The sequence below is a fragment of the Eubacterium multiforme genome, assembly GCF_030813415.1.
Lineage (GTDB): Bacteria > Bacillota > Clostridia > Clostridiales > Clostridiaceae > Clostridium > Clostridium multiforme.
The window spans coordinates 176,959-191,078 of record NZ_JAUSUF010000001.1; the positions used below are offsets into that span (position 1 = coordinate 176,959).

Here is a 14,120-nt window from a genome sequence, read left to right on the forward strand (position 1 = left end):
ATTAATAGAGCTTTAAATTTTTAAGATTTATATTTTATTTGCTTATACTTTAATACTTAATTTAAACTATTTTTTATTTTACGAATAAATGGTGCTAATATAAGAGCTAATACTATTCCAAGTATAGCCTGCATAGCATCCCCTGGAACATGTAATGCTGCATATATAATGCTTCCTACAAATCCATTAGATGCACCAAGTATTAATCCACCCATAATTGCATTTCCTATAAAATATCCAACAACATCTACTATTCCTGCAACTATAAATGCTATTAAATAGGTTTTGAATCTTTCATCTTTATATTTTTCTATAATTACTGCAGTTATAAATGCCATAGCTCCCTTTATTACAAAAGTAAATGGTGCCCATATCAAATAACCACTTAATATATCAACTAAAGCCATTCCAAATGCCCCAGCTGCTGTTCCATACTTCTTTCCAAGTAAAACTGCTGATAATAAAACCATACAATCTCCTGGCTGCATAAAACCATTTAAGGTAGGTATTCTTATTATGCTTCCCGAAACAAAAACAATGGCAATCATAAGTCCAGTTAAAGTTAATTTTTTTATTTTATTATCTTGTAAATGTTCCATACATTATTTCCTCCTTAATTATAAGATAAATAATATCTATAATATATGAATTCTAAAAAAATAATCTATAATCTTTTATTAAATTATTCTCTTTAGTTTTCCTTTTTTAATTTTAACATATTCAAAAATATATTTTAAATGTATCCGTACAATGATGGCATAAAAAAAATAACCTAGACAAATCTAGGTTATTTTTAAAATTATTACATTTTCTTAAATAGTACTCCTAATAGTGCTGCAAAAATTCCAAATGCTAAAAATTCAATTGGGTTACTTCCTGTTTGTGATAGTTTTTCTTTGTTTTTTACAGAAACTTTTTCACTTTTAATATTTTCCAAATCATTTTTTGATTTATTTTCACCTTTTGAATTTTCAGAAACTTTATTTTGTATTTCTTTATTTTCTTCCCTTTTATTTTCTTTATCTACTTCTAAACTATCTTTATTAGCTTTTTTATTATCTACATCACTTTTATTATTAATTATATTTCCATTTTCTACTTTGTCTAAAGGATTATCTTCATTAGTTTTTATATCCTTCCAGTCCTTTAGTGCAAATAGCATAGGTTCATTAGATGGGATTTTTTCTCCTTCCATAAATGGAGCCATCCATACATCAATGTTACCTTCTTTTCCTTTAACCTTTACTACTAACTTCTTTATTCCTGCATTAGATTTTTCTTCAGGCTTTTTAGTTAATTTATAAGATTTAGCATCAAGTACTTGAAAAACTGAATTTCCTTTAGTTAAAAGTTTTACATAAAGTCTCTTCTTACCATCTTTTAGTATGGCAGCCTTTCCACCTTCAACTAATTCAATATCTTTATCAATATGCATTTGCCAAGCAATTTCTCCAGATCGCTTTAATTTATATTCATCTCTTATAAGAAGTTCTTTTCTATTTATAAATTTAACTCCTCTTTTTATATCTAAAGCTTCTTTTTCATAAGCCTTAGTCATATCAATTATTCCATAAGGATTATTTGTATTATTTAATTTACTATCAATTATAGGAGAAAAAGCACCAACTTCTTGGTCATAACCTGAACCTGGATTTATTATTAAAGTATTATGACCTTCTGCTCTCTTTCTATAATAATTCCATCGTCTTCCGCCTTTTTCTTTTTCCCAATATCCTGGTAAATTATAATTTCCTTTTCCTAAATCAAGGGCCCATCTAACTCCTAAAGAATCATAAACAAAGGAACCTATATCTAAATCCCCATGAGGTGCTCCATTTAAGCCGCCTTTAAATCCAACAAAGCTTGAATTAGGATCTTTATAGTCTTTTCTCATTGTTATAACAGCTTGTCTGCTAGGATATGATTTATCTAATTCTTTAGGGGCTTCTCCTTTATATAAAGAAGGCTTATACCATAATAAATCATATACATTTAATACAGGATCCTTTTTTGACATATAATATTTGTGGTACCATGTTAAACTAGGTTTATTTAATTCCTTTGCAAACCAAAGACTTAAATATCCAGCTGGTAATAAATCTTTATCATTATCTGAATAGTTATATTCACCATCTTTTCCTGTCATAAATATTGGATAATCTGGTGTTTCTTTAATTCCTGGTGCATTTATAAATAGATTATCACCCTTCATTGCAGAACTTACAGATGATAGAAAATACACTAAATATCTTGTTCCATAATCCCAATAAGAAATTCCTTCTATTGAATCTCCCTCTGGATAATATTGAGTTAATCCATTTTGAATAGATTTAAATGACTCTTGAAGAATTTCTTCTGCCATATTGTCATGTTTTTCACCCATAATTGCAAGGGCTCCAGCTGTTAAACCAGTATTACAAACAAAGTTCCAATTATATCCGTCCTCAACAAAGAAATGTGAATTATTCTTATAATATTGAAGTCCTATACTTAAGGAGTTTTTAACTAAAGCATTTTCAATTATTTCTCTTTGATTATTATTCATATAATCATAAAGCCAATCAAAACCTATAGATACACCAAAAGATGTCATAGTTGCATCTAGAAAATGCTGATAACTCCAATCAGGATATTTTACACATACATTTTCAAGTTCTAAAATAGCTCTATCTGCATACTTTTTATCGCCTGTTATTCTGTACATAAAAGATAAATCAACAATATTTTTTGATGCAGTAGTATCTAATCTTAATCCATCTGGTTTATTATATGGTACTACTTTTGAAGTAACTATATTATCTATTCTTTTCTTTAAAGTATTAAACCACTCTTTAGCATTTTTATCTGTATTAACAAGATTTTTTAGTGAATCAAAATCATCTTTTGATGCTAAAAGTCTTGGATGTTCATTTTTAACTAATGACTTAATTTCATTTAAAGAAGGAGCAACAAATATTCTTCCCTCTGCTATAGTTTCATTTCCATAATTATCTTTAACTTTAACCTTAACAGAATCATATCCATTAAAATCTTTATTTGGTTTATATGTATATTTATCTTTATTAATTACAAATGTTCCATTTTGAGGCATAGATACTATTTCAAAAGTTAATTTATCTCCCTCTGGATCCTTTGCATTAAATTCTTTATCATTTACTAATTCATTTTCATTTAATTTAATATTAAAATTTTTAAATTCAGGTGCTTTATTTATCTTTTCTATTTCTAAATCAACCTTATAAACTGCAAAATTTTCATCTTTATCCTTTACAACTACTGTAAAACTATCTTTTCCACTATAATCTTTATTAGGATAATATTTAAAACTTCCATCTTCTTTAAAATCTACATTTCCAAAAGAAGGCTTACTTAGCACTGAATATTTTAATTCTAATCCTATTAATGATTTACCTTGAATTTTACCTTCTATAGTTTTATTTTCTTTTCCTTTTAAAGTTCCTATATCATTTATCTTTATTTTATCTGATTCTCCAACTACTGTTGGCACTTCAATTTTAATATTACTATTTTTATGTTTTACAACTATATTGCTTGTTCCATTATTAATTCCTTTTATAACTCCATCTTTATCAACAGTTGCAACATTAGTATTTGAACTTTCAAAAGTAACATCCTTATCTGTTGAATCACTAGGATTATATGTTAATGATAATTTTTTAGTTTCACCTTTATTTATTTTAACTAAAGTAGGATTAACTTCTATCTTCTCTGTTTTAATATATTTATCAATATTTATATTATCAATCCAAACCTTACCTTCTGCATCATCATATAAATATTCGAAAATAATGCTTCCTAACTTTTCTTTTGGAAGGTCTATAATATAATCAAAGTTTTCCCAATCCATTGATTCTTTAACCTTTATAGGAATCATGCCCATAGGTTCTACTTTATTTCCTTTTGTATCTTTATATTGAAGTCTTAATGTAAGTCCTTTTCCTTTAAAGTTTTCAGTTTTAATAAATTGGCTTACTTTAATTGATTTTCCTTGTACATCATCTGGAATATCTTTAATTGTTTGATTAAGTGTTCCTCTGCCTGTTTTTCCACTTACAGCATTTTCAATCTTAACAGAAGATTTTCCTTCCTTGAAAACTGCCTTATCAATAGTCATTGAAAGTTTACTACTTCCACTTTCCCATTTACCCCATTTATCAGGAGTACCATCAGTTTTTGCTTTTTCAAAATTATTATTTTCTAAAATATTATTTATATTATTATTTTTAGAAACATTCATATTTTTAATAGCAGTTAATGTTGGCTTATTAAAATATACTTTTCCTGTACTATTATTTGAAATATAATTTTCTATTTTTAATCCGCAAACATCTACTCCACCTATTTTTTCTGGTATATCTAATTCATATTTAAGTTCTTTCCAATCTGATGTACCAGTAACTTTAGGAGACAATTCAAACATATCAATTTTCTGATTGCTACTGTTTACTATTTGTAATCTAATATGTGCTCCAGTTCCTTTAAAATTTTCAGTTTTTACCCATTCTGTAAAGCTATATTTTTTGTTTAATTCATTTTTAGATAAATTAACTGTTTGATAAACTATTACAGGGTTAGAATTGTTATTATTTAAATTAACAACTAAGGAGTTTGGATCTTTTTTATAATCTTTATTTGATACTGAAATATCATAATTATTACCTTTCCCATAAACATTCCAGTAATCCGGTTTACTATCTGAATTTCCATCTAAATATGTATGATTTTTTACTAAGTTATTTGTATTTACATCTGCTAATGCTAATTTACCTGGCATAAACAAATTAAATAAAAATACAAAAGATAACAACTCAGCAATTTTTCTTTTATATGTATTCATTTTTAATTTCACAAATATTCTCCCCCTTTAAATATTTATTACAAAAAAAATTATATATTATTATTTAAACGTTATCAACAACATTTTATACATTTTTTCATTTAAATTAAATATTTTTTAATAAACATACCTTTATAATACCAATTTATTATAAATTTTCAAAGTTATATTTTACCTAATTAGCTTTTTATATTTTTTGTATAAAAAAAGGAGACAAATATATTGCCTCCTTTGAAACTATTATTTTAAATAAGATTCTAAAATTCTTTTTACTCTTGGCGTAACTGCATGAGATCCACCTTGATTTTTAACATCTTCTAAAATCATTGAAATTGCAATTTTTGAATCCTTTGTATCAACTGCTACAAACCATCCATTTTCTTTTCCATTTTTATCATTTTGACTACTTTTAATTTCAGCAGTTCCAGTTTTACCAGCTAAACTAATTCCTGGTATTTTTGCATCTGTAGCTGTTCCTCCTGCACCATTTATTGGAGCTTCAAAAACTTTTACAAGCTCATCTAAATATTTTTTATCAATTGCAGATTTTTTCCAAACCTTAGCTTCCCCATCAATACTTGTAACTAATCTTGCCTTCATAATGTCACCATTATTTCCAAGTGCACTATAAGCTAATGCCATATTTAAAGGTGTTACTAAAACTTGACCTTGTCCATATCCTGTATCTGCTAAAGCTATATTATCTTTTATTTTACCATCATTTGAAATTTGAGAATTTTCCATTGGATATCCACAATCAAGTTTTTCTCCTATTCCAAATTTTTTAGCACCATTTATAAGATTTTCACTTCCAATATCTAAGGCAACTTGAGCAAAATAAATATTATCTGAATACTTAACTGCATCAAGTAAATTTACTGGTTTTCCTGGATCATCAACTCTTGTAACTTTATAATCTCCCCATGTACTATCCTTTTGCCAAGTAGTTCCTTTAATATCTTTTCCTTCATCTGGTTTAATCTTTCCGTCTTCTAAACCAGTTGCAGCAGTTATAAGTTTAAATGTAGAACCTGGTGAATATGCTTTACTAAATCTATTTTGTTCTGCTGCATATTTTGTATCTTCTAAATTCTTCTTTTCAGTTTTTGTAATGTATGTTGTAAACATATTTGAATCATAAGAAGGAGCACTTACCATTGCTAATATTTCTCCATTCTTTGGGTTAACAGCTGTAGCTGCACCCTTTTGTCCATTCATTTCATCATATGCTTTCTTTTGAAGTTTTGAATCTATAGAAAGTTTTATATCTTTACCATTTTTTGCATCCTGCTTAAATACTGATATTTTTTCATTTCCTCTTTCTATATATATTTCTCCACCATTTTCTTTTCTTAATGTATCTTCATAAACTTGTTCTAATCCACTTTTACCTATATAGCTACCTTGTGTATATCCTTTATCCTTCATTTTTCCAAGTTCTTCTGCTGTAATTGGTCCTATATATCCTACTAATCTACCAAAGGCTTCTCCACCATTATATATTCTAGAAATTGTATTTTGAACTAAAATTCCATCTCCTTCACGATTTTCAAACTTTTTAACTTTATCATCTGATGAAGGTATTTTAACTATTTCTACAAATTGTCCTGGATTTTTATTTGCCTCAAGTTTTTTATTTATTGTATCTTCACTTATATCAAGGGTTTTTGCCATATCTTTTATTTTTGCTTCTTTATTTTTTTGATTAAATACAGCTGGATGTATTCCTATAACACTAACCTTTCCATCCTCTGCTAATACTTTTCCATTTCTGTCTAATATTTTTCCTCTAGTTCCTTTATAAGTTTCAACTTTAACCTTATCTCCATTAACCATTTTAGGGAATATTAAATCATCATTCCACTGAACTTTATACCCATCATCACCTTTTACTACAACAGCTTTAAAGTCCTTTAAATCAACCTTTCCAGCTACAGTATTCATAGTTAATGTAAATGGTATATCTACTTTCCCATCATTTTTCTTAGCTTCTCCTGGAGTTATTGATATATTACTGGCTCCAATTGCTCCATAAATATTTGTATATCTACTTACAAATTGTTCTTCAGTAATTTTACTTTTAGAATCACTGCTAAGGATTTGGTACATACCTTTAAAATCCTTTTCAGTCCACTTTTGCTTATAAGTATTGAATGCTTCATTAGCTTTATTAGTGCTTGTACATCCTATTAAAAATGCTGACATTCCAAAAATCATTAATATTGCTAAAATTAACTTCTTAGAAATTCTCATATTTTCCTCCTTAAGTTTTATGTAATTGTATAAATTATACCATATTATTCTAAGGTAAAAAAACTATTAACCTAAGTTACTTTTCTATTTAATTATAGAATTTTAATCATTTTAATATATAAAATAGCCAAAAAACCTTTTATAATTAATTAAAAGGTTTTTTATAATTAATTCATTATTTTACTGTAATATTTACTATTTTTCTATAATCTCTAACTGACGTCTAAGTTCTTTAATTTCCTCTTCCTTTGACTCAATTAAATTTTTATAATCAACTTCTTTTTTATCCCATTCTTTATTAAGAGTATTTATTAAAGATGCCATCTCATCTGCACTTCCAATTATTCTATTAAATAGGAGTAAATTTGATTTTAATAATTCAGGTATTTCATTATGGGAATATCTTAGTCTATGATCTATTTCACCATAACCTTCTTCAAAAATAGTTCTAACTTGTATCTCTGCAATTACTTTTTGATTTGTTGGATAAAATTCCACTAAATAATGAACTGACCTATACCCTGACTGTCTTGATCTAACTTCTATCCCTAAATCATCAAATATTTTTGTATTATCCCCATCTCTAACATTTGCTGTTATCTCTATAACCTTCCATGTATTAATTATAAAATCATGGATTTCTTCCCACTGCTCTTTAAATATATGTATAACCCTTATTCCTATTAAATCATTAATTTCATTTTTATAATTGTTAACTGTAAAAGAAAATTCTTCTCCATACTTTTCTTTTCTATCCTTTGTTTTTCTTATAACTTTTTCAATTAATCTATAAGGCATTTTTATTCTTGATTTAACAGAATGGACACTATCATTAGAACGTAAAATATTAGCTATAAAATTTGCCTGATTTTCATAAGATTCTATATATTTTATATAATCATTGTATATTTCTTCTAAGTTTTCCATTTTAATTTTATTTTCTTTTATAAGTTCCTTACAATCTGAATATTTACTTAAAAATTCATCACTATTAAATTTATTTTTCATATATTTGTACTCCTATTGTATTAAATTTTAATTTTATTATATCACTAATAAATCTTTATAATTTTTAATATTTTATATAAAGAACAATTTTTAGAGGATGTTTTAATGAATTTAATGTACCTATCTAAACTTTATAGGCTTAATAAATTAAACTATAACAATAATATTTTATCTATTTTATTATTACTTTTAATCTACAAAAATAATCAAAATAAAGCTAATTTTAAAGATACTTCATCTAATTTAAATACTGATACTATTTATTGCAAAACAAAAAATAATGGCACTCCTATAAAAAAAACAAAAGAAGTACAATTTAATCATAATTTTATAAACAAAACTAAAAAATCAGAAACTAAAAGTAACTATGATATAAAAGATAAGACTACCTTATTTTCAGATACATATAAAAATACAAATCTTAATAATAGTATACATTTTATTAAAAACATTATTAATGATATTCATCATCTTAGTAATGCTACAATTATAACTAATAATGAATTAGATACCTATAACAATATACCTTCAAGTAATGCAGTGAATAAACAAAAAATAAAGATTTTAAAATTATTAGTTAAATGTCATATTAATGATTCCTTTAAAGGAACTATAAAGTTTTCTAATTATATACACGAAATAACTAATATAGAAAATAAATTAATACTAACAGAAAACCTCCTTCTTCTTCATATTAATGAGGAAAATAAAGGAACTTTATTTTTAGATGGTTATTTAGAAACTAGTATTGATTACTCAATTCCCCTATCCTTTAATGTTCCACTAAAATGTAAAATTAGTAATTATGTAGTACGAACTCCCTTTAAAATATCAAAACCCATTAATTTAGAATATAAAATTACAGATATAAAAAATGCTTTTTCTAATTTAGATTTTTCTCTTTCTAATATATCTTTTAATATGAGAAATATCTATTTAGATACTAAACCCCTAGAGGAACTTATAAATCTACACAAAGAATTTCATATAACTATAAATGTAAATTATGATTTGGAACTTTTCAAAGAGAATATTTAAAATATAATTTTTGGTAAATATATGTTGTATTTTGTAACTTTTTATTTTCTATTTAATAATATATATTATAAGTTTTAATTAAACAAAAGATTATTATGAGGTGATAAAATGAGCTCAGTATGTAAAGAAAGATTTCCAGATAATGCTTGTGCAGAAGATATAATTGTTAATTCTCAATCTTTTAATGCTGTTAATACAGTTACTGCAGCACCTGCTACTTTCCAAGCTAAAGTTCCTGTATTAGTTGCAACTGCAATTGTTAATCAACCAATAAGAGATTCAATTTGCATTCCAGAAAGATTTTATAGTATAAAGGCAGTTTCAAGAAGACCTATATTAACTCAATGTTATGTTGTTGTAAACACTCCAGTTACAACACCTATTACTGGTACTCTATATGTAGAAGGATATATTTTAAAAAATGTTCAATATGCAACTCCAATAGTTACAACACCTACTCCTACACCTCCATGTTGTGAGGAAGCAGAGGAATGTTTAGCATTTAGAAATGACTATAATGATTTAACAGCAAAAATTAAATTTGACTTTGCAGTTCCAGTAACACTTTCAAGAGTTATTCTAGCAACTCCAGCTACAGTTGATCAAAGAGCAATATTTAAAGATTGTCATAAACAATGTGATAGTGGAACTATAAGTGAATCAGATTGTGAAAAAATTTATTCTCAAAATGTTCAATTACAAGAACCTTTTACTTGTGAATTAAATAGTTATTCTATAAATGAAGCATTTATATCTAAAGTAACTTGTGATGAAGATGATACTAATTTATTTGACACAATAGTTGAAAAATTAAATTTAAATTTAAATATTTCTATTTTCCAACTTCAAAACAGAGCTATAACTATACCAGGTTAAACTCATTAGTTAATTTTTCATTGTAATATAAAAGAGGAGTTAATTTAAATAAATTTTATTTAAATTAACTCCTTAATAACTTAAGTCTATATTTATAATTAATCATCACTACATACACACATTGAATTCATTATTTCTATTATTTCTTCCTTTGAAAGAGAAGCATAATATTTATCATAATGATCCTCAGAACAAAATGTTCCTATTTTATTTTCATATCCATCTCCTTCTATATCTTTTTTACAATACAAACATTTTTTCATAACTAATCTCTCCTTTATTAATTTATAAAATAATTATACCACTATTCTTTTAATCACCTTATAAGAAGCCTTAGTAAGCCTTTACATAAATTTGAAAATATAGTATAATATTAATATAGAATATATTAAATATTCTATATTATATAAGTTAAACTTATAAATATATTATAAAAGGGGATGTTTTTTATGACTAAATTAAAAAATAAAAACCCAATTGTTTCTCCAAAATCAATAATTATTAATTTAGGAACTATCTGTATATTATGTGGTATTACATCCTTTATTTTCGATTTTATGTCTGTAATAAATACTCATGGTGGATTAGCTATTGCTACTATATTAAGTGGAACTTTCTGTTTATTTATTGGAAGTATGCAAGACTAACATATATTTATATAAAAATACTCTAGGAAATTATTCCTAGAGTATTTTCTATTATAATTTATTTTTCATTATATAATTTAACAATATTTATTATAGTTTCAACAGCTTTTTCCATTGACTCTATTGCTACATATTCATATCTTCCATGGAAGTTTTCTCCACCTGTAAACATATTTGGTGTTGGTAGTCCCATAAATGATAATCTAGCTCCATCAGTTCCCCCTCTTATTGGTTGAATCTTTGGAGTAACATCTGCCATTTCCATTGCTTTTTTAGCTATATCAACTACAAACATTACAGGCTCAATTTTTTCCTTCATATTTCTATATTGTTCTTTTATTTCTACTTTAACAATTTCTTTTCCATATTTTTTATTTAATGTTTCTGCTGCCTTTAAGAACTCTTCTTTTCTTCTATTAAATTCATCTTCAAAGAAATCTCTTATTATAAATGACATTTCTGTCTTTTCAACTTCTCCATTTATATCTAAAAGGAATGAGAAACCTTCATAGTTTTCTGTTTTTTCTGGAACTTCATCTAATGGAAGTAACTCTAAAAATTCATGAGCTACTAATATTGAATTAATCATCTTTCCTTTTGCACTGCCTGGATGAACATTTTTTCCTGTTATTGTAACTGTAGCTCCTGCTGCATTAAAGTTTTCATATTCTAATTCTCCAAGGGCTCCACCATCAACAGTATAAGCAAATTTTGCTCCAAATCCTTCTACATTAAAGTGGTCTGCACCTTCTCCAATTTCTTCATCAGGAGTAAATCCAATTTTTATTTCTCCATGTTTAATTTCAGGATGATTTATTAAATATTCCATAGCTGTTATTATTTCTGAAACTCCAGCCTTATCATCTGCACCTAAAAGAGTAGTTCCATCTGTAGTTATAAGTGTTTTTCCTATGTAATCTTTAAGTTCTGGTAATTCTTTTGGATCTAATTTTATATCTAATTCTTTATTTAAAACAATTACACTACCATCATAATTTTTTACAATTTGAGGTTTTACATCTTTACCACTTATATCTGGCGCTGTATCCATATGAGATATAAATCCAATTGTAGGAACATCTTTATTTTCTGAGTTACTTGGAAGTGTAGCATAAACGTATCCAAATTTATCTACGTGAACATCTTTTAGTCCAATTTCTTTAAGTTCACTTTCTAAAATCTTTCCTAATTTTAATTGACCTTCTGTACTTGGAGTAACTCTTGTAGTTTCATCTGACTTTGTGTCAACTTTCACATATTCTAAAAATCTGTCTTCAACTTTTTTCATAACATAAACTCCCTTCAAAATTGATTTATACTTATATTATACAACAATTAAAATTATAAAGTAGCCTTTATCCTAATTTTGTAACTTTATATGTCAAATTACATGTAAACTTTTTATTACTTCAAACAATGTAAGTATTCCATAACATCTTTTCCTTTTACTAAATAGGATTGTCCCTTTGAACAAAAAATAGAAGTACTTGTATATTCAATATCAGAATCTTTATTATATTTCTTTCTTTCAATTACTTCCTCTTCATTATGACAAAAATCATAGCCATCAAAACTAAAACTTAAAGATCCCTTCCCCTTTGTAAAACTAACAAACTCTAATCCATAATTCATAAATTCAGATACTGGTCCTCTTCCTTTTATTACAACATTATCTCCATTATTTATAGGTTCATAAAAACTTCCATTCATTTTTTGTATATCTGATAAAACCCTTCCAATTAGATCAGTTTTAACATTTATCCTAAATCTATAATAAGGCTCAAGCAGCCTACTTTTTCCTTTTTCTAATCCCTGTCTTAATGCTCTCTTTATAGCTTCTCTAAAATCACCACCGCTAGTATGTTTATTATGTGCTCTTCCTGTAATTAATGTTATTTTTAAGTCAGTAACTGGACTTCCTGTAAGTATTCCACTATGCTCTTTTTCAAAAATATGTGTTTTTATAAGATTTTGATTTCCAGAAGTTAAATCATCCTTGCTACATTTGTTAATAAACTCTATTCCACAGTTTCTATTATTTTCTTCTAACTTTAAATAAACTTCTGCATAATGACCTAATGGTTCAAAATGCCCACCACATAAAGTTTCACCTTCAATTGTTTCTTTATATAAAATTTCTGGCGAGCCAAATTCTACTTTTAAATTAAATCTATCTTCTATGGTTTCTTTTAATACTTCAAGTTGGATCTGTCCCATTATACTTATATTTATCTCTTTTAAAGATTCATTCCATGAAACATTTAAACTTCCATCTTCACTTTCTAAAATTCTAAAAATCTTTAAAACATCCTTTGGATTAAGTTTTTCATTATAAATAACTTTAGCCTTTAATGTAGGAGTCATTTCATATAAAAACTCATCATCTATTCCAACACCCATTCCAGACTTTAAACTTTCAATTCCAACTATCCCAAATACATCTCCAGAATAAACTTCATCTATAACTTTAAATTTTGCTCCATTATATATTCGTATTCCATTTATCTTTTCTTTTATTTCTTCTCCATTTATATTAAATTTAATTTCATCCTTTACCTTCAAACTTCCACTTAAACATTTTATAAAAGTAATTCTATTTCCTTTTTCATCATATTTTATTTTAAATACCCTTCCTTTAAAGTCTTTATTGCTATTAAATTTTGTATAGGTTAATAAATTAAAACTCTCTAAAAAATCCTCTATTCCTTCATCTAACAATGCTGAACCTTTAAATAATGGGAATATTTTATTTTCTCTTATAAGTTCTTTTAATTTTTCAATCCATAATTCTCTATTATAGCCTTCCTCTAAATAAATATTTAATAGCTCATCATCTCTTTCAGCTATAAACTCTATATTATCTTCCTTTAATTCATCATTAACTTTTTCTAAATATACTATATCTTCACTTAAATTATTTTTTAAATCCCTAAAAACTTTATTAAAGTCTATTCCTGTTCTATCAATTTTATTTACAAAAATAAATGTTGGTATCTTATGCTTCCTTAGCAAATTCCATATAGTTTCTGTATGTCCTTGAATACCAGAATCAGCACTAATTATAAGAATTCCATAATCTAATATACTTAATGCTCTTTCCATCTCCTGAGAAAAATCTACATGTCCTGGAGTATCAATTAAATAATATTCAGACTCTTTATATCTAAATAATCCTATATCTGAAAATATTGTTATTCCTCTCTCCCTCTCTATTTTATTACTATCTAAATAAGCATCTTTATGATCAACTCTTCCCCTATTTCTAATACTTTTTGTATGATAAAGTAATTGCTCTGAAAATGTTGTTTTTCCAGCATCTACATGAGCAAATATTCCTACCGTCTTCTTCATATTACTACTCCTTAAAATTCTTAATACTTATAATTATATCAAAATAAAAAGTGAAGGATATTAATTTACAATATTTATTAAAATATCAC

The 14,120-nt window shown here is 26.0% G+C and carries 10 protein-coding genes; 3 read left to right on the forward strand and 7 right to left on the reverse strand.

What is annotated here, in order from left to right:
• Nucleotides 1–56: 56 nt before the first annotated feature.
• From J2S18_RS00855 to J2S18_RS00870, 4 genes are all read right to left on the reverse strand, one after another.
• Nucleotides 57–599, reverse strand: a complete 543-nt coding sequence (locus J2S18_RS00855) for an ECF transporter S component (RefSeq protein ID WP_307481985.1) — start codon at nucleotides 597–599, stop codon at nucleotides 57–59.
• Nucleotides 600–802: 203 nt separating this feature from the next.
• Nucleotides 803–4,870 carry a tandem-95 repeat protein gene (locus tag J2S18_RS00860; protein WP_307481986.1) on the reverse strand — a complete coding sequence of 1,356 codons (4,068 nt, stop codon included), beginning with the start codon at nucleotides 4,868–4,870 and terminating at the stop codon, nucleotides 803–805.
• Nucleotides 4,871–5,098: 228 nt separating this feature from the next.
• Entirely contained in the window at nucleotides 5,099–7,111 is a 2,013-nt protein-coding gene (locus tag J2S18_RS00865) for a penicillin-binding transpeptidase domain-containing protein (RefSeq protein WP_307481990.1), read from the reverse strand.
• Between the two features lie 195 nt (nucleotides 7,112–7,306).
• Nucleotides 7,307–8,119 (reverse strand): RelA/SpoT domain-containing protein, encoded by an 813-nt coding sequence (locus J2S18_RS00870; RefSeq protein WP_307481993.1) that lies wholly within the window; start codon nucleotides 8,117–8,119, stop codon nucleotides 7,307–7,309.
• A gap of 105 nt (nucleotides 8,120–8,224) precedes the next feature.
• Between J2S18_RS00870 and J2S18_RS00875 the strand changes: the two genes are divergently transcribed.
• A complete protein-coding gene (locus tag J2S18_RS00875) occupies nucleotides 8,225–9,157 on the forward strand; it encodes a hypothetical protein (RefSeq protein WP_307481996.1) in 933 nt (310 codons plus the stop codon).
• Nucleotides 9,158–9,265: 108 nt separating this feature from the next.
• Nucleotides 9,266–10,033 carry a DUF7852 domain-containing protein gene (locus J2S18_RS00880; protein ID WP_307481998.1) on the forward strand — a complete coding sequence of 256 codons (768 nt, stop codon included), beginning with the start codon at nucleotides 9,266–9,268 and terminating at the stop codon, nucleotides 10,031–10,033.
• A gap of 98 nt (nucleotides 10,034–10,131) precedes the next feature.
• On the opposite strand, the gene J2S18_RS00885 is transcribed toward J2S18_RS00880, so the two are convergent.
• Nucleotides 10,132–10,296 (reverse strand): hypothetical protein, encoded by a 165-nt coding sequence (locus J2S18_RS00885; protein ID WP_307482000.1) that lies wholly within the window; start codon nucleotides 10,294–10,296, stop codon nucleotides 10,132–10,134.
• A gap of 186 nt (nucleotides 10,297–10,482) precedes the next feature.
• Here J2S18_RS00885 and J2S18_RS00890 point away from each other — a divergent pair, with 186 nt between their 5' ends.
• On the forward strand, nucleotides 10,483–10,680 hold the full coding sequence (locus J2S18_RS00890; RefSeq protein ID WP_307482002.1) for a hypothetical protein: 198 nt from the start codon (nucleotides 10,483–10,485) through the stop codon (nucleotides 10,678–10,680).
• A gap of 58 nt (nucleotides 10,681–10,738) precedes the next feature.
• Here J2S18_RS00890 and pepT read toward each other — a convergent pair whose 3' ends face one another.
• Both pepT and J2S18_RS00900 read right to left on the reverse strand, forming a co-directional pair.
• The gene (gene pepT, locus J2S18_RS00895; protein ID WP_307482003.1) at nucleotides 10,739–11,968 is read right to left on the reverse strand and encodes a peptidase T; all 1,230 of its coding nucleotides are present in this window, start codon (nucleotides 11,966–11,968) and stop codon (nucleotides 10,739–10,741) included.
• Between the two features lie 116 nt (nucleotides 11,969–12,084).
• Nucleotides 12,085–14,031: a GTP-binding protein gene (locus J2S18_RS00900; RefSeq protein ID WP_307482005.1), complete on the reverse strand. Its 1,947-nt coding sequence runs from the start codon at nucleotides 14,029–14,031 to the stop codon at nucleotides 12,085–12,087.
• Nucleotides 14,032–14,120: the final 89 nt, after the last annotated feature.